Origin of the sequence: Agarilytica rhodophyticola (assembly GCF_002157225.2) — a bacterium.
In the GTDB taxonomy this organism is placed as follows: domain Bacteria; phylum Pseudomonadota; class Gammaproteobacteria; order Pseudomonadales; family Cellvibrionaceae; genus Agarilytica; species Agarilytica rhodophyticola.
Window position 1 is genome coordinate 738,435 of sequence record NZ_CP020038.1, and the last position, 24,303, is coordinate 762,737.

Genomic DNA, 24,303 nt, shown 5'->3' on the forward strand with positions numbered 1-24,303 from the left:
ATGTCGTGTCGTAACAGCCTCCCCTGAAAGTTTAATAACTTTGAGGGGAGGAATAATTATTAAAGGTGCCCTTATGCTAACTAATCTAACTGTGCGCTGAGTCTGAGATAAGCAACTACCCCCGGAAGATCGTGAATAACAGGGCTCATGCCAATGGAACCACAGGCATCACACACTGCAGGGTCATTGTCGAGAACGTTGTTAGCGCCAAAAGTAATCGAGAACTTATCTTCAAATATTGCAGGCTTGTAACGGAACTGGATATCGGTAAATACCTCTGAACTTAACACATTGCCAGAAGGTTGGTCCATATCACTTACGTAACGGAAGGTAATTCCTGCTCCAAAGGTTTCATACTGCCAATCAAGTGTTGATGTCATTCGCCACTCAGGAAATGCTCTTTGGAAGGTTTCATCCGTTATGGTTCCGGCGAGGTCAGTGCCAGAAGGATTAGTTGGTGTTGTTTCTGTATATTCATCGAGGTTGGTTGCATTTACGTTCCAGCTAAATTGTCCAATATCTGTTGTTGGGCCAGAGTAGCGCACCGCGATATCGTAACCAGAAGCTTCAATACCACCAATATTTTGCAGTCTATTTTCTACAATATTGACACTGCCTGAAGGTGAACGTTGAACGAGGTTACAAAAAGTATTATCCAAGCTCGCACCGCTAACACAGTTATCAATAATATCACCAGCGAATAAACCTTGGATTGCATCCTCGACCTCGACATTATAATAGTCTAGAGAGAAGGTGATAGATTCTGCCCAACTAACCTCATCCGTCCAGCTTGGGCTATATACCAAACCAAAGCTTTGGCTATCTGAAGTTTCGGCAATCAGTTCGTCATTACCGGTAGAGCGAGCTGATAGTTGTGGATTGGTTTGCGCAAAAGTGGTGGGTATTCCAAGTGCCGCACAATTGTCGATGATATTCTGGGGTTGTGCACTATCGCGGCCACCGTTAGCAGTACCCAAATTACCCAACACATCAGCACAAGGATCTAAGAAGGTAAAATCTTCTCGCGCCGCACCACCGAATAATTCACCTATACCTGGTGCACGAATGCCTGTAGAAACAGATGCTCGTAAAGAAAGGTCAGAAATGGGACGCCACAAACTTGATACTTTAAATGTCGTTTCCGAGCCAAATGAACTGTAATCCGAATTACGTAGTGCTGAATTCAGTTCTAAGTAATCTGCGCCTGCAACATTGGCTAGTAGCGGAATATTAATTTCTGCATAAAACTCAGTAACATCGAATTCACCTGACGTTGCACCAGAGGCGATACCTGCAGTTTCTCCTGACTCGGCAACAGGGTCTGGTTGAAATGAACCTTCGTGTTCGCGATATTCGAAGCCGGTTGCAAAGGCTAGAGTGCCCGCAGGTAGTTCTGCAATGGCCCCTGTCAAGTTACCGGAGATATCTAACAGTGTTTGATCACTAATATCTCGTTGTACAAAACCGACGAAATCTAACATCTCTTGGGTAATTGAACCTGTGCCGTCAGGCCCTTGGCCACCGAAGAAATTAAACGGCACACAATTAGGAACAGCAGCACACACTGCAGGATCAGCTAGAGCAACTGCTAAACGAGCGGCGTTATGAGAACCAGCTTTTTGTTGAACACCTCGGTTATTACCATAGCTGGTAGTGAAGTCCCAATAGTAATTTCTATCACCAATTTCAAACTTACCTTCAAAGCCACCGCTAAAAAAGTAGGTATCGACATTTTGCTCAAACATTCGCGGTCCTGATTCTAAAGGTCTGCGACCAAAGAAATCTAAGTTGCCGTTAGCGACGGATAGATCAACACCAAAGGGATTATAAATTTGGTCAGCGTCAATCACGATGTTATCCAAAATCGCGTTGCCGCAACCATTACCTAAACATAAAGGCTCAGGAGCACCTTGAGTCGCTGAATTACGATTAGTGTAAGATGCCTTAGCAATAAATTCTAAATCGTCGTTAAACTTGTGGCTGACACTAGTGAATAAATTGTAGCGCTCGTTAGGTGTGCGCAAGAAATTAAAGCCAGGGCCGTTAAAATTAAATCTGTCTGCTGCGGTAAACGCATGGAAATCGCCCGACGCTGGGTTAGACGGATCAAAATTAGGAATATTACCCATACCATCATTGAGGACACCGTCATTCAATGTAATATCAGCACCACCAAGGTTTGGGCCTAGAATAAAGCGTCCTTGAGGTGTAAAGGAAGAACAACCCCCGGCTTCACAGCTGGTAGCAAAAGGACTTGGGAAAGCTGACTGAGCTCTATCTGCAGTCTGAATTCCGCGCTCATCAACTCGGCTAGCACTAAAGACAATATGAGTTTCGTTGTTGCCCACACCCCATAAAGCTGAGATATTATAAGACTCGCCGTCGCCTTCATCATAGCCACTGGCTTGAGCGTCGAGTTTAAAACCTTCAAAGGAGCGATTAGTTATCACGTTAACTACACCGCCGATTGCGTCAGAACCGTAAATTGCTGATGCACCGTCCTGCAATACTTCCACTCGTTGGATAACGTTAGCTGGAATAGTATTTAAATCCACTGCAACAGGCACACCTGAAGCCGATGCCCCGGGAATCCAGCGTCGTCCATCCACCAGAACCAACGTTCGTTTAGCACCAAGGTTGCGCAAAGATACTTCACTTGCACCAGCACCGATACCTGTACCGTCCTGAGGGAAGCCAGAATTGCCAGGAACATTAAAACGCGAATTGATTGCAGAGCCTGTTACTGGTAACTGTTGCAGAATATCCCCAAAGTTTGTGAGCCCCGTTTTCTCAAGGTCTTCAACTGATAAGTTTGTCATTGGTGCCGCTTCATCGAGAGGATTACGCAAAATGCGCGAGCCCGTTACGACCACTTCCTCAACCTGCTTTTCTTCCTGCCCGTAAGCAGAAACAACAATACCTGGTTGAGCAAGCACGGCAGATGTCAATATAAAAGTTTTTGCTAAACTTTTTTTCATCGCAATACCCTTATTTCTTTATTATGTGAAAAATAGAGACTGATGTGGCAGTCAAAGACATAATTTTTAATATTAAGTGCAAGACCCTATCAGATGCGAGAGTTAAGAAATAATGCGATAAGCACAAAAAATAATGCGAAAGTTGATTTTTAGATATAACTTTAGACGAAACGAACAAGATTGTTGTTTTTGGTGACAGGTGCTGTTTTTTTAATCTTGTGAAGCGTTTTGAGTGAAAAATATTCTTTTTATTGTAGTATTCAAATTTCTTACTTCACTTATTTTTTCATTGCTGAAAAATTACCCGAGTCCGAGAAAAGGTTTTGAACGAGAGATAAATTTAATTAACCGGTTTATCTTCATGCTCATCTTGTTATGAAAGATATATTACTTTTCCCGCTGGTATTTAGTCTCATGATTTCGTATTTCTTTTGAAGTTAATCAATTTTTTTCCCTAAAAAATATATTGGCATTCTATTTTTTATAATAAATTGGAGTATATGGCATAATACAGATATCTGGAAAAGACATATAAATTCTTACCAGAAACATTAAATGGAAATAATTTAGAAAAGGAGTTTTATGTATATTAAATATTGGGAATCACTTCTTCAGGAGGAAGTTATGCAAGTCTATTATATCTAATACTACAACACACACTCTTCATATGCATACTATATTTACAGTTGCTTTAACTGCGAATTTCTTGTGTGTCTGAAAAATACCAAAACATTTTATTGCCGAAAATAATGCATGGCTTTTGCCTGTCTTATTTTTACTAAGGATTGTTAAATTTGAAAAAAATAACGTTTGGAATTCTATTTTTATCATTATTGCTTAATACTCACTCATTCGCGGAAACTAGAAATGATATTCTAGGTAAGTTGAAGTTCGATGAAGTCCCTGCTAAATCAACGCATTGGTTTGAGGCTCAGTTCGATGAACGTATTTACTGTAACTCTGAATGGTTAGAAGGTTTAGCGCTTCAGCATGGTTATCAGAACTATCATATTTATCATGAACCACCTTCAGTAGCGAATCCAGTTTATTTAGAAAATAACTATTATCCACCATCGAGTAGTTCAACACAGTATATTTCAACAGCGGGAGCATTTACAACAATACTTTACCGCCCCAGTATTCGATGTGGTTCGCCGCACTTTTTTAAAGAAAGAGTGATTCTTGAAGCAAATTCTCAAGAGCCCGATCAACATTTAGAGTTAGGTGATTTATTTATGATGTCCTATGCAAATTACTTTAATGATACTCGTGGGCCACGTGTCGAATCAGAAGTGACATTTAAAAATATCACCAACAGTCCTACTTATTTAAGCATTATGTATCTCACCGAAGATGGCGAATGGGAAGTTGCAAAAACATTGAAGACGGATAATGCTCACAACCATAATTTTAAAGAATATAAAATAAGCACCACGTTGCCATTCCCAACGGCGACAGCTCTTAGAATCACCACTAATTGTAATCTTGAGAAAGATGCAGATAGCTGTCGCATCGAAGTAAGCAATATTCGCTTGTACAGTGAGGAATGTGTACCTGATCAAACTAATATTGGTCAATGTCTATAAGGAAAAAATATGAAGAATATGGTAAAGAAAATAATTTTATCTTATATGTTTTTACATGCTAGTGTCGTGATAGCTAACGAAGAGAATTTTTACTCTAAAAATCTTTTAACTGAAGTAGAAGAATCATCTCCAACTTTTTGGAGGGAGATGAAATTTAGTCATACAGAATATTGTAATCATAACAATCTATTAAAAAGTGGATACATAGCTAACTATAAAAAATCATCCGTCTATACAACCTATTGGTTACCATCGAGTGTTGAAAATCGCTACATAAAACCTAATTCAATGGATTATTCTAGTATGTATCAACCATGGATATGGTGTTTTTCTGATCCTGAGTCAAGTTATATAAGTTTTGATTTTGTTGACTCTGGAGATGTAAGTTATCAAGACGATGAAGGCTTTGTGTTTATGGAAGCATCAGCCACATATTCTAATGAAATACGTGGCCCTAAAATTGAGGCTAAAATTGATTACACTTATGCGGCGGGAGACAAGAGTGATTTTTTAGCTGCATTATACTACCTTAAGGAAGATGGTAGCATAGAGAAAATTAAGCAAATCAGTTTTCCGAAAAACGGCTCTAGCATTTTTATCACGGGCTTATTACCATATCCAACGCTAGCATATTTAAAAGTATGGCCTGAGAATAGTGGTGCGTCGAGTTTTAAAATATATAATATTCGATTTTTTACTGAAGATTGCAAACCAGATCTAATTAATCCAGGTCAATGTATTTAAAGCGAATGTGTAGCTGAAGAAAATAGGTTTTTTACACAACATTCTTTTTATTAAGAGTGTTGTTTTTTTTCTAAAAAACCTCTATTTTTTAGAGAAAATAATTTTCTTTAGAGTAATAATGTATAAATTAAATATATAGAATGTTAAGGTATGAGTCTCTTGTTATTTTTTTGATTTTATTTTGTGTAGTTCTGTTTATACACTATACAACAGTCTTAGACTGCATGGAGCTTGAAATCCTTGTCTTAGTTATTGAGATTAAAACAAAGCGTTTTTTCCATACTGTACTTAATACAATGCCAACTACTAAGGCAAAAAGGACTGATATTTCTGGTGCTATATCGGCGTTGATTTTTTTAAGTAGGCTGAGTGATTGAAAGTGGCTTAGGTAAATAAACAGTGAACTCATAGCTACTAATTTTATTGGTGTGCATAGTGATTTGGGCAAATATATATTTTTACACCATATTGTGGCAATAACAGCAAAGTAGTAAAAAGTAATAAGTCCACCGAATCTTGTAATCATCGCTTCGGCGCAAATAGCCGTTAGCAGTATGCTGGTTTTTATTTTTTGCGATGTGGTTTTACTAAAAGCTGTTAAAACACCGAGTAGAAATAAATAAAACAGTAGGTGAGGAAGACGATTAAATAAGTCGTTGGTGTCAAAGAAATAGATGCAGGTTCTACTAATAATATATGCAATAAGAGAAGCTAGAAAAAAGAATCGGTATGGGCTGTCTGATATTGATAGGCGTATGGGTTTTATAAAAAATATAATAGAAAACAATAAATATATTTGTAATAAAACTTCTAAAAACCAATATGACATTCCATTTGCATAGTCGGGGCTAATAAAATTACTCACTAGCAACAAACTGAAAATATGATTCTGCCCTGTAATGATAAATACTACAAAAAGGTAGAGTATAGTTGGTAAAGCCAGTTTGCCAACAAAGCGAAAATAAGCGTGAAATAATTCAGTATTAGATGGGTTATGAGGATAGCCGTTAATGCTGTTTAATTTAGGCATGGTATATTTTACGAAGTTGAAGCCCGATAGTGCTATAAGATATAAAGAGCCACCTACCAGCTCATACAACCCAAAGTGAGTTGCTACGACTGAAAAAATAGAGAATGCTCGTAACAATAACGAAAAGTCGAACTTATCCAAATGGAATAATCCCCATTAGTAGAGCTTGCACAATAAAATTGCACTAACTTTTTAAAATGTTAGGTAAAAGAGATATCTTAAATATTAGTATCAGATTTGCTAAATCAGTATAGTCAAAAATTTCTACTCCTTATGAGTAAAAGTAGGCAAATCTTGTAATACTTAAAGTCTTGATGTGAAAATTAAGTGGTTTTTTAAATCTCAAACCGCTTTGCGTCTTCTATAAAAGTTAATGCAATCAATGAAAATAATATAAACATGAATATGAGACACACTACTACAAAGCATAGTATGATTTTGATGTCATGTAATATTGCATCTTGAGAAATTATTGACGCAAAAATTTATATTTTTATTAACAACTATCGTAAACTTGAGAAGGCTTAGTCTTTATCACTTGGTGCTATCTTGGTTTTTAGCCAGTGCCAAGTACTATTATCATTAAATAAATAGGCGTCTAGTTGCTTTTGGTTGTCGATGTAGTGGTTGTCATCTTGTTGTGAATGCTGAAAAAGGAACTCGCGGGTTAACATTCGTTTATTCGGATTGATGCGTTTAATAATTTTTGCGGGGTTGCCACCAACAATGGTGTTATCGGGTACATCTTGAATCACTACTGAACCTGCTGCGACAACGCTATTTTCGCCAATAGTAACACCTTTGCCTATTATGGCTTTTAAGCCTATCCAAACATTTGATTTTAAATGCACGGGAGCGCTGCAACGAAAAGGGCGGGTTCGATTATAAATGCCGTGCCAGTCACTATCGCTAATATTAACGTCCGCCGCTATCATGCAGTTATCTCCGATGGTGATATCGACGGCGGAGGCTATATTCACTCCAGGTGAGATCAAGCAGTGACTGCCGATACTAACATTCCCTTGTTGCTGTTTACTTGACCATGTAGATATATTAACCGGTTTGTTTTTGTCACCAATAATGTGTAGGTGATTCCCAGCATGAATATTTTTTCCTGCAAGGGTAATGAATTGTGGTTTAAGAAAAAAGGGATGCTTTCCCAAACTATCAAATTGAGGGCGGAGGATACGCTTGGTGTACCAGCTATTGAGACTGCGTTGAATTTTTAGAATAATGAGCGGCTTATGTTCTTTTCGCAATTCGTTAACCAACCCTAGGGTTTAATTCGGTGGAGTTCTGTTTTGTCGGTATTATCAAAGTTTATTTCTGAAAATACAATTAAAGGCTTTTTAGCGGAAGATGAGGGTGAGGCGTTGTTTCGCTATGCGCAAACGGTTGCCGACATTGGCCCCTGCCTGGAGATTGGTAGCTATTGCGGTAAATCCACTGTGTATCTTGGACAAGCATGCAAGGATAGTGATAATACGCTCTATGCCGTTGATCATCATCGAGGCTCTGAAGAGCATCAACTTGGTGAGGAGTATCATGACGCTTCACTTTACGATGATCAGCAGCAATGTATGGATAGCTTTCCTGAATTTAGAAGTACGGTGCGCTTGGCCGGCCTAGATAACACCGTTGTGCCTGTGGTGGCCTCATCTATGGTTACCGTCAAGCATTGGGCTACACCTCTGGGTATGGTGTTTGTGGATGGAGGCCACAGCCCCCAGATGTCGATGGATGATTGTGTTCACTGGTCGGCTAAATTGGCGCCGGGGGGAATACTTGCGGTACATGATTTATTTGAAAAACCAGAAGAGGGTGGACAAGGTCCTTTCTTGGCTTTTCAGCATGTGCTTAACAACTGCGGTTTTGAAAGGATAGATCAGGTACGCTCACTCGGTTTCTTGCGTAAAAAGTAAATGGCTGGGTGAGGTGAATAATTGTGCTGCCGGGGTAATAGTATTTAATGCGTCGGCAGCGAGTAGAATGGCCGCTGCGGTCCAACTGGTTTTTTCTAGTGGCCAAATGACTTTGTCTCTAAATGAATAGCCGGTCCAAAAACCGCCGTCTTGATCTTGCCATTGTAAAAGAGAATTAAATAAGGATTGCGCCTGCTGTACACGTCCGCTAGCAATTAATGCTAAGGTGAGTTCACAAGATTCGGCAATTGTCACCCATGGCTCGTCGCTGACACAACGGCAGCCTAGTGTAGGGTGAACAAAGTCATGCCAGCGGGCATCAATGCGTAATTCTGCTTCTTCTTTGCTGTATATGCCTGCCAATATTGGATAGAACCAATCCATGGAAAAACGTGTTTTGGGTTCCCATGTGCGATCAAAACGCCAAGGCTTATTTTTAAGCACATCGGCAAGCTTTTGATAGGCTAATTGCCAAGGCTCTTTTTTCAGAGATAGTAAGTTGGCAAGTCTAAGTGCGCACTCTAAGCTTCTAAGTATGGAGGCACAAGCGGTGACCAGGGCATCCTGTGGTAGCTCTTCCACGGTTGACTCAGCCCATTGAATATCCCCTTCGGGCTTTTGTTTGCTAATCACATAATCTATAGCTTTTTCTATTGACGAAAAACATTGCTCAATAAATGCTATATCTTTTGTTACCAAATAGTAGTGCCATAGGCCGCAGGCTGGGTAGGCAACAAAATTGGTTTCAATTTTATGTTGGTCTTGATCTTCGCTTTTGGGGCCATAATATTTTGCATACCAGCTACCGTCTTGATTTTGATGCTCAAGTAGCCACAAAAAAGCTTTTTTTGCTGCTTCATATTCCCCTGTTATGGTCAGCCCCATTGCTGCTTCCGTGTGATCCCAGGGGTCGAGTTTGCCATCGGTAAACCACAGAATACTGCCGTTCTCTTGCTGACAGCTGAGAATATAGCGCGATGTATTGCGTATTAATTTAGTAATGTTGTCTTCGCGAGCGGGTGTAGCGGCATTTAGCATTATTTAGTCTCAGGTTTCACGAAGTACATTACAATACTTTTGCCCATAACGGGGTTGAGTACTCGGTCTAGCATTCGCGTTAGTAATGGACGTTTTAATAAGTCCCATACCAGTAGTTTGTGGTACCAACGTGTCAGGAAAAAATTATCGCCTTTGGACCAAAAGGCGCAGCGCAGCCACCAATAGGGAACGTGTAAGGCATGTGCCCAGTGGCGATTTTGAAAAATATAGCTTAGGTTTTTAATGTCATTTTTTAAGGCTTGGCTATTGAATATCCTAATATGGCCACCTTCCACGTTGTAGTATTCTTCACTTAATAGCCAACATATTTTTTCTGGCCAGTAGCGAGGAACACTGATGTTTAATGTACCCCCTGGTTTTAAGACGCGATTAATTTCATTGAGTGCCTTCTGATAATCGTGAATATGTTCCAGTACTTCCGAGCACACTACATGGTCAAAGCTGTTGTCTGCGAAAGGTAAGCTAAAGCCGTTGGCATTGGCATATAAGCACCGTTTAGCCGCATGTGGATCAAAATCATGATGACGAGACTTAGCTGTGCTTAGGTCTTTAAAGCTTAAATCGATAGCCGCCACATAAATATCGGGCTTGTGAAAAATTGCCCCAATAGCATGGCGGCCTTCGCCGCAGCCAAGATCGAGCAGGGTATCGCCACTTTTTAATGGTAAATGGCCGAAATTAATGGTCTGCACGTGTCATTATTCCTGCGTAATACTGCGTTAGGGTCTGTGCAACCTTCGCCCAAGAAAAATTACTGATAATATGCTGGCGAGCTTTAATTGCCATAGCTTGGGCTTGATCCGGGTTATCAAATAAAAACTTAAGCTGTCTTGCCAGTGCTTGGCTATCCCCGGCTTTAACAATGTAACCGGCATTACCTACCACTTCAGGCAGTGCGCCGCCATCAGTTGCAATGACAGGTAACTGACATGCCATAGCTTCTCCAACCGGTAAACCAAACCCTTCATATAAAGAAGGGGAGACCGCGATGTGTGATGATGCGTATAGTTCTACCAGTTCCTGGGTGCTCAGATTAGATTTAAATTTCACTCGCCCGTTTATATCTAGTGCTTCCAGTTGTTTTTGTGTATCACCATCTTCTTTTAGTTTACCGACTACCACCAGCTCAAGATTAGAGAACCCCTCTTGTAAGCTATGAACTGCTTGCAGTAAAAACTGCAGTCCTTTCAAAGGTTGATCTGAAGATGCTGTAGTAATAATGCGATATGGCTTTGTTTCTATGCTTGGATACGGCTTGAAAGTTTCCGTGTCGATACCATTACTAATGACTGGAGTATCGGCTTCGGGTCTAGCGAAATATTTGGCGATATCCTTTTGTGAGGTGCTGGATACGGTAATGATATTATGAAGCTTTTTCACTACCACCTCCTGCATATTAAGGAAGGAATGCCAGCGTTTTATTAGTAGACGATCACTCCACTTCTTGGCAGCTTTTAGTGCCAGAGCTCGATCTCTGTGAATGGGGTGGTGAATGGTGCTCACCACATTAAGTCCTCGCTTTTGCAAGGCCACTAAGCCGTAACAGAGACTCTGGTTATCATGAATAATGTCGTAGTCACTGTTTCTTAATAGTTTCTCGACACGTCTGCCAAAGGTATAAGGCTCCGCGAAGCCTCCCGTCAGCATACTCCACCATTCAAAGGTATCGGTGAACGACTTTAAATGCCTAGCCTTGAGCGCTCGGGCATGGTTGGGATGGGCGAATAAATCCAAGCTGGGAACCTTTATCAGCCTGATATTTTCATCTAGTTCAGGGTAGGGAGGGCCAGATATCACATCTACACTATGTCCCATAGCGCTAAGTGCTCGACTTAGGTATTTAATGTAAATCCCTTGCCCTCCTACAAACGGGTGACTGCGATAACCTAAAAGAGCAATCTTTAGTGGTCTACTTAATGAGGAGGAGAATGCATTTGCCAAGCTAGCTTCGATACTTGGGCCTGAAGGTTTGGGTTCTGCTGCAGTCATGTATTTTCTAATTTTTGCGGAAGTTCTGAACCAGAGGTTGGCCGCAAGTCTGGCAAAAGTTATCGATAAGAGCAAGTGAGGCTTGCTCCAGATAGACTGACAATTAGAATTAGTGTGTCAATTTAGGAGCTAATCCTAAAGAAAGCTCCTTGCTTATTTAGGATGGATTAATCAGCGATACAAATTCTGCAGGTGAGAATGTCAAAGGTAGTTGGGCTAATTTATTACCTTGTGAATCTAACACCAATAGGGTTGGAAAGCCTTTTACTTGGTATTTTTTCATAAAAGCTTCGCCTTCCTTCGATTCATATTCAATGCGCGAGAAGACATAATTTTTTTCAATTACTTGTTTGACTGATTCGTCAGAAAAAACCTCATTGTCTAGTCTGCGACAAGTAGGGCACCAGATTGCCGACATGTCTGCAAGTACTAACTTTTCTTCTTTGTCCGCTTTTATAAGCGCTTTATCAAGTGGGTGAATTGTCAGCCCAGTACCCTCGATGGCTTGCTTACCTAAGTAGCTGTTGTATTCAACATGAGCGAAGTAAGCTATTACGGGAATCAAGAGATAGGGCAGCCACGACAGCATCCGGCGGTAGATAGGAGGCGATGTTGGTGTATCTTGTGAGGTGTCTGTGGACATAAAAATCTCATCAAGGGCATTTAGGATTAATAGTATGAGTTACCCGTAGACCGCGCATGGATGATGAAGTTCTATCGTATCAACAGCCAACCCTAATGCATTCGAGGCTATTCAGATAAAGGCCTTGTGCGCAAATAATGCTAACAAAAATGTCAAATTACGCCATCTTAAGGTGCTTGTTGTCTGGCTCTATGGGGGAGTAAGCCGGTATAATTCGTTCCTTTTTTAAAACCACAGTAGTTAAATCCTAAATATGAGTGATGAACGCACAGCGCGTGTTAGCCGCGATACTTTGGAAACACAGATTAGCGTAGAGCTTAATCTCGATGGAACAGGCCAAGCTAAATTTGAAACTCAAGTGCCATTCTTAGAACACATGATGGATCAAATCGCTCGCCACGGGCTGATTGATTTGGATGTAAGTTGCCAGGGTGACACTCATATTGACGACCATCACAGCGTGGAAGATATCGGTATCACTATCGGTCAAGCCATGGCACAGGCCGTAGGTAACAAACGCGGTATTCGGCGCTATGGCCACGCGTATGTTCCGCTTGATGAAGCTCTTTCGCGGGTGGTTATCGACTTTTCTGGTAGGCCTGGATTGGTGATGAAAGTGCCTTTCACACAAAAACGTATTGGCCAGTTCGATACCGAGCTCTTTTGGGAGTTTTTCCAAGGCTTCGTTAATCATGCACAAGTCACTTTACATATCGATTGCTTGCGTGGCGAAAATGCCCATCACCAAATTGAAACCGTATTTAAAGCCTTTGGTCGTGCGTTACGTATGGCCTTAGAGAAAGATCCAAGGCTGGGTGATGCTATGCCTTCGACTAAAGGCACACTTTAAATAAAGTAAGCCCCAGAAACATTTAAAATTCGTGAGCAATATATGAGTGCTAAGAAAGTAGCCATTGTCGACTACGGGATGGGGAATTTACATTCTGTTGCCAGTGCCCTTGGTGTTGTATCGTCCAATATTGAAATAAGCGTTACTGCTAACGCTGAAGAAATAGAAAATGCAGATCATGTGATCTTTCCAGGTGTTGGTGCTATTCGTGATTGCATTGCCGAGATCAAACGGCTTGAGTTCGATCGCGCGGTTGCTAAAGCCTTGGCCGACGGCAAGCCTGTGCTAGGTATTTGTGTTGGGATGCAGTCTCTCATGCAGTTGAGTGAAGAAAATGAAGGTGTGGACTGCTTAGGTGTATTGCCTGGTAATGTGCGCTTTTTTTCCAGCAATGCATCATTTAACAACATTAATGAGCAATGTGAACGGCCCTCAGAGAGAATGAAAGTTCCCCATATGGGCTGGAATCAGGTGCAGCAAAAAATCGATCACCCTTTGTGGTCTAGCATCCCTCAAAATAGCCGTTTCTACTTTGTTCATAGTTATTATGTTGATGTAAGTGATAACAATATTATTGCAGGGCAAACCACTTACGGTATTCCTTTTACCGCTGCGATCGCAAGAGATAATCTCTTTGCTACTCAGTTTCACCCGGAAAAAAGCCATACACACGGCTTACAGTTATTAAAAAACTTTGTGAACTGGAACGGAAAAATAGCCTAACAAGGCGTGTCTGTATACCTGTGTTTGCGACTTATCGGGCAACAGCTCGCAAACGGGCTGAATGGTACGGGCGGCTTTGCAAATAAATAGATCGCATTTTTATTTGCGACAACCAAAATAAGCGCAGAATGCGCATGGCTTTATAGATACTAATTTAAGTGAGACCTTGATGATAATTATTCCTGCTATTGATCTTAAAGATGGAGCCTGCGTGCGTTTACGCCAGGGAGTGATGGATGATTCTACGGTATTTTCTTCAGACCCAGTTGCTGTGGCGGCAACGTGGGTGGAGAAAGGGACGAAGCGCTTACATCTTGTGGATTTAAATGGTGCCTTTGAAGGTAAACCCATCAATGGCGAAGTGGTAACAGCGATCGCTAAAGCACATCCTCAATTGACTGTTCAGATAGGAGGAGGTATTCGCTCACTGGAGACTATCGAGCATTATCTGGATGCCGGAGTGAATTATGTCATTATCGGTACTAAGGCTGTGAAAGACCCTGCTTTCGTGCACGAAGCATGTAAAGCGTTCAGCGGCAATATTATTGTGGGACTCGATGCAAAGAATGGTTTTGTCGCGACTGATGGTTGGGCTGAGGTCTCTGAAGTGAAGGCAACTGAGCTTGCTAAGAAATTTGCCGATGATGGTGTTGAGTCGATTATTTACACTGATATTGCGCGCGATGGCATGATGCAAGGGGTCAATGTAGAGGCTACTGTGGAGATGGCGCAAGCATCTCCGATTCCCGTTATCGCATCTGGTGGTATTACAAATATGGATGATATTCGTGCCCTTGTAGATCGAGAGGAAGCTGGAATTCTTGGTGCAATCACCGGTCGAGCGATTTACGAAGGCACTCTCGATATAGTTGAAGCGCAACATTACTGTGATGGTAAAAAATCATAAGAGTGATTTGGCAAGATAACACTAATAGCTAACGAGAAATTATTATGGCACTGGCAAAACGAATTATTCCTTGTCTTGATGTAGATAAAGGACGTGTAGTCAAAGGCGTACAGTTTGTCGATATTCGCGATGCGGGTGACCCGGTGGAAGTGGCAAAAAAATATAACGAGCAAGGTGCCGATGAAATCACCTTCCTAGATATTACTGCCAGCCACGAAGATCGAGATACGACTATTCATACAGTGGAAAAAATTGCCGCTGAGGTATTTATCCCTCTAACTGTGGGTGGGGGCATTCGCGAGCTTAAAGATATTCGCAACATGCTCAATGCTGGCGCTGACAAGGTATCAATAAATTCTGCGGCGGTACATAACCCTGAATTTGTCCGCAGTGCAGCGCAAAAGTTTGGTTCTCAGTGTATTGTGGTTGCGATCGACGCCAAGAAAACTAGCGATGAAGGTGAGGAGGCCCGCTGGGAAATATTTACTCACGGTGGTCGCAAACCTACAGGTATTGATGCTGTTGAATGGGCAGTAAAAATGGCTGACTACGGTGCGGGTGAGATTTTACTGACGAGTATGGATAAAGACGGTACCAAAGATGGCTTTGATCTAGGCCTTACTTCTGCCATTGCCCAAGCAGTTAATATTCCGGTTATTGCTTCAGGTGGCGTGGGTAATCTTGAGCATTTGGTAGATGGTGTCGCTAAAGCTGGAGCCGATGCTGTGCTAGCTGCGAGTATTTTTCATTTTGGTGAATACACAGTTCCAGAAGCCAAGGCCTTCATGGCAGAACGTGGAATAGAGGTAAGGCTTTAATCTTTTTAGAAGGACAAATCGTAAGAAAATACGTTATAGGCTAGTTTTTTGTTTATTTAACGAGGTATAAAAGCTTACAACTTTATGGGGCGACTAAATTGATTGTTTCGCCCCTAAGCATCGGTTTTCATGGCTATATTTTGGCTCGAAAGACAATTATGCGGCTGCCCGCCCGTATCTTTCCAGAGTTTTTACAACACCCGGCTCTGCATGGATAATGAAATCTATAAAATCACTTACACCTGCTTCGGCCTCACCTAAGCTGTCGAAAGGTCCGATATCGACACCTTCGCGTGTGTTGTAGTACCAATAATCTGATTTTTTGAAAAATCTTTTTGATCTTTCTGGACATTGTAGCCCCTGTTCGCCGGTTCTATTCATGGCTCTAAACCCTCTTAAATTACGATCCTTAGTTTTTCGGCACTTCTATATTAGTAGCACCTTTTTAACACCTCTGGCAAAGTCGCTTCTGTTTACTCTCTATGAGTTTTTCAGCGTATGATTTATCAGTTTGTCGCGATAAAACGCTTAAAACGACAATGCGTGAACAAAGTATAGTCCGTTTGTTTACCGATGCCTATATAAAGCGGGCGAAATTGTGATCTTTTTTGGCGTATATTTCAACCGTTATGTACAAGTAATTACAAAACATACTTAATAGGCTATTGATTTGAGCGTTTATATTGGAGAAAGTTCTTAGGGCTATTTCACATTAAGGCAATATTTGTGTGAAATGCTTCTAAGTTTTGTGACTTTCTTTAAGTAGTTTGGAAACGCTTACCAACTCAATGCCTTGCTTTGCGAATTCAGGTAGTACTTTGCGCAGTGCTTCGAGGGTTTCAGGGTATGGATGGCCGATGGCGATGGCGTCGCCACGTTTTAGGGCAATTTTTCTAAGCTTTTCTAACTGTACTTGAATCTGTTCTGGATCTTTTTCGTTATCCAGAAAAATGTCTCGTGAACGATTGGCGATTTGCGCATGCTGAGCTGCCTTACCGGCTTGGCTATTGGCGATAGTGCGGCTGTCTATGAAGTAAAGGGCACGACGTGAAAGAAAAGCCATTACCCAATCCATGCGAGGTCTATTTTGAGTAAGCTTACTACCACCATGGTTGTTAAGTCCTTTGACAAAGGGGATGTCGTCCACCATTTTTTCCATGGTGGTAATGAACTCAGACTCCTTCATTGACGTGTCCAACCCTCTTTCCCATTTCACTTGGGCAAGGGTTTCCATTGGCGCGTGAAGCATAATTTCCTTTTGGTTGCGGTGCGCAAGGTGAGCAATCTTTTTACCGTAAGGGGTAAATGGAATCACTGAAAAAGTAATATCGAAGGGAATGGCAGCGAGCTTACGACCTTCTGCCATCGTGTAACCAAGGTCATCGATAATAATTGCGACCTTGGCGCGCATAGCTGCCTCGGGATAGCTTTCTACAAGGTCTTCGGCTGTTGTGGTGCATGATATAAATAACAATAAACTCAAAAATGCCCGAGTCATTTTTGCGTAATTAATCATTTTTGCTTGCTGGCTACCTTATTATTGGGTATCTCTTTTTTTTCTTTTTGCTTAAGTAAATTCAAACCGCGCAGCATTGTTATCGCTTCGTAAAGCTGGCTGTCGGTATTCTGCAAATCTGTGTTGCTCGACGACTTGCTTTTTTTCTTGGTATTTTTCTCATTTTTAGACGCATTTTCCAAATGCCCACTTAAGCCCGCCTCAGAGATACTTGATCTTGGCTTTACTGCGGTTACTCGCACACGTTCGACCTGAATGTCCGGTTCTATGCCCTCTGCCTGAATGGAGCGCCCATTGGGTGTGAAGTATAGTGCGGTAGTAAGCTTTAAAGCACGATCATTAGTTACCTGAATAATAGATTGTACTGAGCCTTTACCGAAGCTGCGTGTGCCGAGTATCAGCGCGCGGCCATGATCTTGTAGCGCACCTGCCACAATTTCCGATGCAGAAGCAGAACCATCATTGATCAATACAACAATGGGCATCCCTTTTGATATATCTCCCGGCGAAGCCTCGTAGCGTGAGTTGGAGTCCGGCAGCCTACCTTCTGTGTAGACTATAAGCCCTTCTTCTAAGAAATGATCGACCACGTCGACAGATGCCTGTAATACACCACCAGGATTATTCCTAAGGTCTAGAATAATGCCGCCAAGATCGGGTTCTTTTGACATGAGCTTGGCGAATTCTTTGGCTACATCATCGCCAGTGTGCAATTGGAACTGAGCGATACGGATGTAACCGATCTGTTCAGTTTTTATCTCTGAGCGGACACTTCTAACTTTTACAGTATCTCTCGTAAGAGTGAGATCTATCGGTTTATCGACACCTTCACGCACAATGGTAATAGTAACGTCACTACCTTTGGGGCCCCGCATCTTCTCGACAGCTTTATCCAAAGCCAGCCCTTTCACCGAAACACCATCTAATTTTATGATTAAGTCACCCGCTTCAACGCCACCTCTGGCCGCAGGAGTATCGTCGATTGGCGCGATGACTTTAACGAAGCCATCTTCGATACCGACCTCGATTCCCAGGCCACCGAATTCACCCGTGGTATTGACTTGTAAATCCTCAAATGATGAAGCATCTAAGTAGGTAGAATGAGGGTCGAGTTCATCTAACATGCCACGAATGGCATGTTCTAATAATGTGCGGTCATCAATTTCTTTAACGTAGGCATTGCGAATTTGGTCGTAAGCTTTGGTAAAGACGCGAAGGTCTTCTAGTGGTAAAACGCTTAAGGGTTTTGATCCATTTTCAGTTTCTTGCTTGCTATCTTGTGCAAAACCAGCGGGACTTACCCCTGAGACGAACAGCCCCACAACAAGGGGGAGCCCTACAAAAGAAGTTATTTTGCACCAACGAGCTACGACGTTCACCAAGTAAATCTCCTAACAGTATATATTTAGTTGTGATGAGGATTTTGTTAAAAAGTTTCTTATTTTATTTGCCATGAAAAGATTTCTAGCTTCTATTTCATGTTCATGCTCATGCTCATGTAATTCATGTCATGCAATGCATACTACTGAGCTTAATCCGCTAGACTAAGCTCTTCTCAACCAGCGTTGTGGGTTTGTTGGTTTTCCTTTATAGCGTAGTTCAAAGTAAAGAGCTGTATCTTTTTGTCCACCGCTGTTGCCGACTGATGCAATGACATCGCCGCCTTCAACCCACTCACCCAACTCTTTAAACAGAGCTCTATTATGAGCGTAAAGGCTCATAAAACCTGCGCCGTGGTCGACAATAATCAGTAAACCATGGCCGCGTAAATAATCAGAAAATACTACTCTACCGTAGTGCACTGAACGCACGGGATCACCTTCTTTTGATGATATGAGTAGACCTTCCCAGCGCATTTTATTGGCGATGCGGTTTGAGCCAAAGCGCCGTAAAACCTTACCCTTGGTAGGCCATGGCAGTTTGCCTTTGAGGCTGGAAAAAACTTCTGAGCCTTTGCGCTGTTTGATATCTGCAATATTTTCAATCACCTTAGACAACAGTTTTTCCAGTTGGCGTCTATCCTCCAGCAAATTATTCAGCTGTTGCCCCTGATTGCTGATTCGCGAATTCAGTTTGGCGAGCATTTGCTTACGTTGAGATTGGGCTATTTCAAGAGCCTGCTTTTGTTTTTCCAGTAAAGATAAGTCCGATTCGATAAGTTGTGTCTGACGGCTAATTTCTGGTTCGATTTTGTTGATACGCTCGATGGTTTTTATATAGCGTGCAATTTTTTCCGTCCGAGCTGTCATCAAGTAGTCATAGTATTTTAAGTTACGAGATACTTTTGTCGGATCTTCTTGGTTGAGCAGCAGGCGCAAGTTGCCGCGATCCCCCAAACGATAGGCTGCATTAACATAGTCTCCAACAATACCTTCTTGCTGGCCTTTTTCTTGGTTTAACTGGCTTCGTTCATCGCGGAGGTTATCTAGTTTTTCACGTCGATCTTGCAATTTTTTTTCAATCGACTTGGCTTTTTTACTGAGATCGTTGATGTTTTTTTCTGTATTTTCTAGAGATTTGCTAACTTCATCTCGACTACTTTTAGTGGCATTGAGCTCTTTTTTAAGCTTGAGAATCGTTTGTTTTAGTTGTTCTAACTGTTTTTCTTTCTCAGAGTCATTGGCGATGCTTGAGTTAGCAAAAATAATGACTAAACACGCAACCACGATAGCTAATTTTGATCTTAGCTTATAGAAGGTGTTGATCTGTCGCATGTTATGCAAATACTCCCAAAGTATCGGAGATTACAGGGCTTTTAATTTACGGGCGCTTATACTGATAATAGCGTGACAAGAGCAAAAAAAAAATGCCGATGCTGGTATTACAGCAAGTATCTTGAGCTTATTAGGGCTTGTTCACAATAAACAACATTGTGATGCACTACGTATTGCTAGTGTGAACAAGCTTCTCTGTTTTCGTTAGAGTGTTTTCTGCTTATTTCTCGATCAGAAGGCTTCTGCCTGTCATATCTGCTGGTTGTTCGACTTGCATCATATCAAGCATGGTCGGAGCAATATCTGCCAGACTGCCGCCTTCGCTCAGACTTATGTTTTTGTCGCCAACGTAAGCTAGGGGCACAGGCAAGGTGGTGTGCTGGGTGTGCACTTGTCCAGATGCCTCATCGAACATTTCTTCAACATTGCCGTGATCCGCTGTCACTAGCGCTTCGCCCCCTACCTTTTTCAACGCCGCAAATACTTTTGCGAGACATTCGTCTACGGTTTCAACGGCTTTGACTGCAGCTTCGTAGTTGCCGGTATGACCCACTTGGTCGCAATTGGCGTAGTTACAAATAATGGCATCATATTTTTCAGACTCTATTGCTGCAACCAATTTATCCGTCACTTCATATGCGCTCATTTCTGGTTTGAGGTCATAGGTTTCTACTTTTGGAGAAGGAACGAGAATACGTTCTTCACCCTCATATTCTGTTTCTTGGCCGCCGCTGAAAAAGAAGGTGACGTGGGCATATTTCTCTGTTTCAGCGATGCGTAGTTGCTGGCGTTTATTGTTGGCAAGCACTTCACCAAAAGAATTGACGATATCGATAGGAGGATAGGCACAGCTGGTATCAATATCTGCTGAGTATTCAGTGGTCATAACAAAATCGCTAAGAGCGGGTCGCTTTGCTCGAACGAAGCCATCAAAATTGTCGTCGACGAAAGTATTGGTAATTTGCCTAGCTCTATCGGGACGGAAGTTCATAAAAATTACAGAGTCGCCGTCTTCCATGGTAATACCTTTCCCTTGAGGATCAGCAATAGCGGTTGGGCTTACAAATTCATCGTTTTCATCTCTTTCATAAGCTGCCTCTAACGCTTCCAACACGGAAGCAGAGCTATATTCGGCTTTTGCTTCGGTTAGGAGTTCGTAGCAGGCTTGAACCCTTTCCCATCTGTTATCGCGGTCAAGAGCGAAGAAACGACCGCAGATGCTGGCAATCTGACCGCTGCCTAAGCTAGCGAAAGCCTCTTCAGCTCTTTGCAATGGGGCTTTGGCACTGCGAGGCGGGCAGTCGCGACCATCTAGAAATGCGTGCAAATACACTTTTTTGGCGCCGCGTTTTACTGCCAATTCCATCATCGCAATAATATGATCTTCGTGGCTGTGCACACCACCCGGTGATAGCAGCCCCATGATATGTACGGCCTTATCTTTTTCTATGGCAGCATCTACGGCTTTGCAATAAGCCGAGTTTTCAAAAAAGTCACCATCAGCTATAGACTTATTGATACGAGTAAAATTTTGGTAGACCACTCGTCCGGCCCCCAAGGTCATATGCCCCACTTCCGAATTGCCCATCTGTCCATCTGGCAAACCCACATGAGCCCCTGAGGTGCCAATAGTGGTAACTGGTGCATTTTCCCATATGTTTTGCCACGTAGGGGCTTTGGCGCCGGCAATTGCATTGTGCTTGTTGTTTTCGGAGTAACCAAAGCCGTCGATAATGATGAGTGCTACAGGTCTTTTTACATCAGTCATAACAGAGAGATCCAGTTAGTTTTAATACAGTGTGTATTTACTTTGCGTAGTAACTACTTGAAAAGGGCAAATAGACTCGGGCTATATTAAAATATTAATCATACAATATATATGTTTAATTAGCTGCCAAGCCTTATTTTACGCGTTTTAGTTGCTTTGCAGCAATGTGGACGCGATAAATTTATGCTTATCAGCATTACACAACATTTTAGTAAGGGTCAGGTCTGATTGGTTGGTGGGAGTAAGAGGGAGTTATTATCGCCAGTACTTTTTAGTAATTTCATGGCTCTTTGTGCATCGATTGGTCGTCCGAAGTAGTATCCCTGAGCATAGTCACAGCCTCTTTGTTTGAGTAATTCATAGGTATCTTCGGTTTCTATACCTTCGGCCACTACCTTTAAATCTAGCGCATGTGCAAGCTCAATGATTGTCTCCACTACCACTCGGTTGCTATTGGAGTCTGAGACCAAAAAACTTCTGTCGATCTTAAGCTCATTCAGTGGCAATCTAGTGAGATAGGCAAGAGATGAATGACCAGTGCCGAAGTCATCTATGGATATCGGACAGCCCATGGCACTGAATTTTGAAATAATCTCCATCGCTTGATTAGGATTAGTCATAGCTGCATTTTCGGTAATTTCTAGTTTTATCCGAGAAGGAGGCAGCTTATGCTGTTGCAGTAATGCCGAAAGTTGATCGGGTAGTTCGGGACTTGTGAATACGCGAGGGGAAAGATTCACTGAAATTGGCAGAGAAAAACCCTCTGCTTCAAATTTGACACTTTGTCTGCAGGCTTCGCTCAGTACCCAGTGTGTTAGCGGTCCAATATGTCGACTCTTTTCTGCATGGGGAATAAACATATTGGGTGGTATTTTTCCTCGTACCGGATGAACCCATCGGATTAAGGCCTCAAACCCATTCAAAATTTTGGTCTTCACATCGACTATGGGTTGGTAGTGCAGTACTAGTTCTTGCTTGGTAATAGCCAATTCTAATTCATTGATCAGTTCTGCGAATTCTTGCTCTTGTAAATTTTTATCCGGACAAAAAATGCTATATCCCTTATCGCTTCGCTTCGCGTTGTACATTGCTATATCTGCAAATTTGAAAAGCTGTTCACTTGTCACCGCATGATCAGGGTATAAGGCAATACCGATATTGGCGTTAGGCATGATTTGACTACCATCTTGCAAAACAATAGGTTTATCCAGACGGCTGATCAATTGCTGCATGATGGTATCGATGGCCCTATGTTTGTCTGTATCAGATAAAAGTGCTGCAAATTCATCGCCTCCCATGCGAGCTAAGGTATCGGTACCTCTGAGCCCCTCAGCAAAGCGTTTACTGATTTCTACAAGAACAAGATCTCCTGCGTCGTGACCGTAGTTGTCGTTAATAAGTTTGAATTTAGTGAGGTCGATACTGGCGACTGCAAAACATCGGCTTTCTCGCTCTGATAATTGGATGAGTTGTTCAAGCCGGTCGTTAAAAAGCGTTCGATTGGGAAGTTGAGTCAATGGGTCATGCACTGCTAAATGTTTGAGCTCTGCATTAACATCGGCCAGCTCGCGGGTACGCTCATCTACCCGCTCTTCTAACAGTTCGTTTTGTTGCTCGATCACTTCGCGCTGATTTAAGTTGGTAAGTGTGTTGCTGATCATGACCGAGACGACTTGCAAGACACTTTTAGTTTCCTTGGTTAACTGCAAATCACCGGTTAACCGATCGATATTTAGAGGGCCAAAGAAACGTATTTGTTTACCTTCAAAGCCGGCCGCCAAAATTGGCAGCACTAGTGTTGCAACTTCTTCCTTAACAAGTGAGTGAATCTGATCTGCAACCGACGGGTGTTGATACGTGATATTGCGGTCATGTGTCTTAGTATCGGGTAAATCGTCATTGTCAGCAGAATGTTTTATGGCAAATGCTGGTAATTCACTCTTGGGTAACGAGCTCCAAAATACTTTATTATTTTTGTCTGCGACAATGGCAAACTGACAACCAAAGAGTGTTTTGAGGTAGCGCTCTACATATTCAAAGACTTGTTTTGTTGTAGTCGATTGAGACAGCTTTATCGCCATCTCGTTAATACAATACAAGTTGTCGATTTTCTCCAGGATAGAATTTTGCATTCCCAGGAAGCTTTTAGCTAAGGTCGAAATTTCATCGTTTTTATCAGGATCAGCGAGCAGTTTTAGTTGCGATATATTGTAAGGCTGGCGGTGAAGTTTATCACTTTTGCTGAGTGCTTCGGTTGCATTGGCCAGATCAGTTAATGGCTTTGCTACCACATTATTGGCAAAGTATAGGAATATAAGCCAGAGAGCGAATGTTTTAATCAGAGCAATTGATATAATAATAACGAAGCTTTTCTTAAATCGCTGAAATACAGCAGCCTGGTTGGAATATAGGCTCATAAATCCTATTAATTCTGGTGCTCCTGTAGATTCTTCAAAGAAAATTGCCAAGGTATATTCGTAGTAGTTATTAGCTGATTCTGGCCGCACAATAACTTTGTCCTGGGAGACTTCGAGGTTGGAATCGACTGCATTAGTATTACTATTTAAGTATTCTCCGTCATTGTTAACATAAACACCTACTGCGCCTTGTAGGTCATTTTGTAGGTTGGTGACCTTCGCGCCCGATATGATCTCTATCTTTTTGATTCCCGCTAAAATAAAGGCTATTGAGTCGTTGTCGATATTCCATAATGCTTTACCAATGCCATCTTTAAAAGAATTTGCGACACCCTCGAGCTTTACCATAAGCTCTTTTTCGATAGAGTTGTATTCCACATAAAGTTGCCATGATGTCACCATGACTGTCACCACTAGGTAGCAGCCGAAAACTGTCCGCAGAAATCGAATACCAATGGATTTGCCAAAATTGAGCCTCAAGAACACCACCACCTTGCGTCATGTTCTAGTTTGGACGATCTTCTAGTAAATTCCCTTTGATTTATGTATACATATATTGCCATTTTCGAGCGACTTTCTGCGAAACCCTATGTCCACTCCGTATGGGTGTAAAAACCACACTGAGCAGACCCTGATAAT

The 24,303-nt window shown here is 41.9% G+C and carries 21 protein-coding genes; 8 read left to right on the forward strand and 13 right to left on the reverse strand.

Going from position 1 to position 24,303, the window contains the following annotated elements; translation table 11 throughout:
• Positions 1 to 80: 80 nt before the first annotated feature.
• Positions 81 to 2,978 carry a TonB-dependent receptor domain-containing protein gene (locus tag BVC89_RS03175; RefSeq protein ID WP_086929814.1) on the reverse strand — a complete coding sequence of 966 codons (2,898 nt, stop codon included), beginning with the start codon at positions 2,976 to 2,978 and terminating at the stop codon, positions 81 to 83.
• A gap of 794 nt (positions 2,979 to 3,772) precedes the next feature.
• Between BVC89_RS03175 and BVC89_RS03180 the strand changes: the two genes are divergently transcribed.
• Positions 3,773 to 4,564, forward strand: coding sequence for a hypothetical protein (locus tag BVC89_RS03180; RefSeq protein WP_086929815.1), 792 nt, complete (start codon positions 3,773 to 3,775; stop codon positions 4,562 to 4,564).
• A gap of 9 nt (positions 4,565 to 4,573) precedes the next feature.
• Positions 4,574 to 5,308 carry a hypothetical protein gene (locus BVC89_RS03185; protein WP_086929816.1) on the forward strand — a complete coding sequence of 245 codons (735 nt, stop codon included), beginning with the start codon at positions 4,574 to 4,576 and terminating at the stop codon, positions 5,306 to 5,308.
• A 202-nt stretch (positions 5,309 to 5,510) separates the two neighbouring features.
• Here BVC89_RS03185 and BVC89_RS03190 read toward each other — a convergent pair whose 3' ends face one another.
• The gene (locus tag BVC89_RS03190; protein ID WP_086929817.1) at positions 5,511 to 6,479 is read right to left on the reverse strand and encodes an acyltransferase family protein; all 969 of its coding nucleotides are present in this window, start codon (positions 6,477 to 6,479) and stop codon (positions 5,511 to 5,513) included.
• 383 nt (positions 6,480 to 6,862) lie between these two features.
• The gene (locus BVC89_RS03195; RefSeq protein ID WP_086929818.1) at positions 6,863 to 7,597 is read right to left on the reverse strand and encodes an acyltransferase; all 735 of its coding nucleotides are present in this window, start codon (positions 7,595 to 7,597) and stop codon (positions 6,863 to 6,865) included.
• Positions 7,598 to 7,639: 42 nt separating this feature from the next.
• Between BVC89_RS03195 and BVC89_RS03200 the strand changes: the two genes are divergently transcribed.
• Complete coding sequence (locus BVC89_RS03200) at positions 7,640 to 8,260, forward strand: class I SAM-dependent methyltransferase (RefSeq protein ID WP_086929819.1); 621 nt, start codon at positions 7,640 to 7,642, stop codon at positions 8,258 to 8,260.
• Here the strand turns inward: BVC89_RS03200 and BVC89_RS03205 are convergent.
• From BVC89_RS03205 to BVC89_RS03220, 4 genes are all read right to left on the reverse strand, one after another.
• The gene (locus BVC89_RS03205) at positions 8,234 to 9,298 is read right to left on the reverse strand and encodes a prenyltransferase/squalene oxidase repeat-containing protein (protein ID WP_086929820.1); all 1,065 of its coding nucleotides are present in this window, start codon (positions 9,296 to 9,298) and stop codon (positions 8,234 to 8,236) included. The genes BVC89_RS03200 and BVC89_RS03205 overlap by 27 nt on opposite strands.
• Entirely contained in the window at positions 9,298 to 10,011 is a 714-nt protein-coding gene (locus BVC89_RS03210; RefSeq protein ID WP_086929821.1) for a class I SAM-dependent methyltransferase, read from the reverse strand. Before BVC89_RS03210 ends, BVC89_RS03205 begins: the two co-directional genes overlap by 1 nt.
• Positions 9,998 to 11,308, reverse strand: coding sequence for a glycosyltransferase family 4 protein (locus BVC89_RS03215; protein ID WP_086929822.1), 1,311 nt, complete (start codon positions 11,306 to 11,308; stop codon positions 9,998 to 10,000). The genes BVC89_RS03210 and BVC89_RS03215 overlap by 14 nt, the downstream gene beginning before the upstream one ends.
• 157 nt (positions 11,309 to 11,465) lie before the next feature.
• Positions 11,466 to 11,951 (reverse strand): thioredoxin family protein, encoded by a 486-nt coding sequence (locus BVC89_RS03220; protein ID WP_216825083.1) that lies wholly within the window; start codon positions 11,949 to 11,951, stop codon positions 11,466 to 11,468.
• Between the two features lie 253 nt (positions 11,952 to 12,204).
• On the opposite strand from BVC89_RS03220, the gene hisB reads away from it, so the two are divergent.
• From hisB to hisF, 4 genes are all read left to right on the forward strand, one after another.
• Positions 12,205 to 12,801 (forward strand): imidazoleglycerol-phosphate dehydratase HisB, encoded by a 597-nt coding sequence (gene hisB / locus BVC89_RS03225; RefSeq protein WP_086929823.1) that lies wholly within the window; start codon positions 12,205 to 12,207, stop codon positions 12,799 to 12,801.
• A 42-nt stretch (positions 12,802 to 12,843) separates the two neighbouring features.
• Positions 12,844 to 13,524 (forward strand): imidazole glycerol phosphate synthase subunit HisH, encoded by a 681-nt coding sequence (hisH, locus tag BVC89_RS03230; RefSeq protein ID WP_086929824.1) that lies wholly within the window; start codon positions 12,844 to 12,846, stop codon positions 13,522 to 13,524.
• A gap of 169 nt (positions 13,525 to 13,693) precedes the next feature.
• The gene (hisA, locus tag BVC89_RS03235; RefSeq protein WP_086929825.1) at positions 13,694 to 14,431 is read left to right on the forward strand and encodes a 1-(5-phosphoribosyl)-5-[(5-phosphoribosylamino)methylideneamino]imidazole-4-carboxamide isomerase; all 738 of its coding nucleotides are present in this window, start codon (positions 13,694 to 13,696) and stop codon (positions 14,429 to 14,431) included.
• Positions 14,432 to 14,475: 44 nt separating this feature from the next.
• Positions 14,476 to 15,249 (forward strand): imidazole glycerol phosphate synthase subunit HisF, encoded by a 774-nt coding sequence (gene hisF / locus BVC89_RS03240; RefSeq protein WP_086929826.1) that lies wholly within the window; start codon positions 14,476 to 14,478, stop codon positions 15,247 to 15,249.
• A gap of 156 nt (positions 15,250 to 15,405) precedes the next feature.
• On the opposite strand, the gene BVC89_RS03245 is transcribed toward hisF, so the two are convergent.
• The 5 genes from BVC89_RS03245 to gpmI form a co-directional block, all read right to left on the reverse strand.
• A complete protein-coding gene (locus BVC89_RS03245) occupies positions 15,406 to 15,630 on the reverse strand; it encodes a DUF6316 family protein (protein ID WP_086929827.1) in 225 nt (74 codons plus the stop codon).
• Between the two features lie 358 nt (positions 15,631 to 15,988).
• Positions 15,989 to 16,765 (reverse strand): divergent polysaccharide deacetylase family protein, encoded by a 777-nt coding sequence (locus BVC89_RS03250; RefSeq protein WP_086929828.1) that lies wholly within the window; start codon positions 16,763 to 16,765, stop codon positions 15,989 to 15,991.
• On the reverse strand, positions 16,762 to 18,087 hold the full coding sequence (locus BVC89_RS03255) for a S41 family peptidase (protein ID WP_425428384.1): 1,326 nt from the start codon (positions 18,085 to 18,087) through the stop codon (positions 16,762 to 16,764). Before BVC89_RS03255 ends, BVC89_RS03250 begins: the two co-directional genes overlap by 4 nt.
• A gap of 222 nt (positions 18,088 to 18,309) precedes the next feature.
• Positions 18,310 to 19,479, reverse strand: a complete 1,170-nt coding sequence (locus BVC89_RS03260) for a murein hydrolase activator EnvC family protein (protein ID WP_086929830.1) — start codon at positions 19,477 to 19,479, stop codon at positions 18,310 to 18,312.
• A 220-nt stretch (positions 19,480 to 19,699) separates the two neighbouring features.
• Positions 19,700 to 21,247, reverse strand: a complete 1,548-nt coding sequence (gene gpmI, locus BVC89_RS03265; protein ID WP_086929831.1) for a 2,3-bisphosphoglycerate-independent phosphoglycerate mutase — start codon at positions 21,245 to 21,247, stop codon at positions 19,700 to 19,702.
• A gap of 85 nt (positions 21,248 to 21,332) precedes the next feature.
• On the opposite strand from gpmI, the gene BVC89_RS30680 reads away from it, so the two are divergent.
• The gene (locus BVC89_RS30680; RefSeq protein WP_425428385.1) at positions 21,333 to 21,398 is read left to right on the forward strand and encodes a hypothetical protein; all 66 of its coding nucleotides are present in this window, start codon (positions 21,333 to 21,335) and stop codon (positions 21,396 to 21,398) included.
• A 67-nt stretch (positions 21,399 to 21,465) separates the two neighbouring features.
• On the opposite strand, the gene BVC89_RS03270 is transcribed toward BVC89_RS30680, so the two are convergent.
• Entirely contained in the window at positions 21,466 to 24,066 is a 2,601-nt protein-coding gene (locus BVC89_RS03270) for an EAL domain-containing protein (RefSeq protein ID WP_086929832.1), read from the reverse strand.
• Positions 24,067 to 24,303 lie beyond the last annotated feature (237 nt).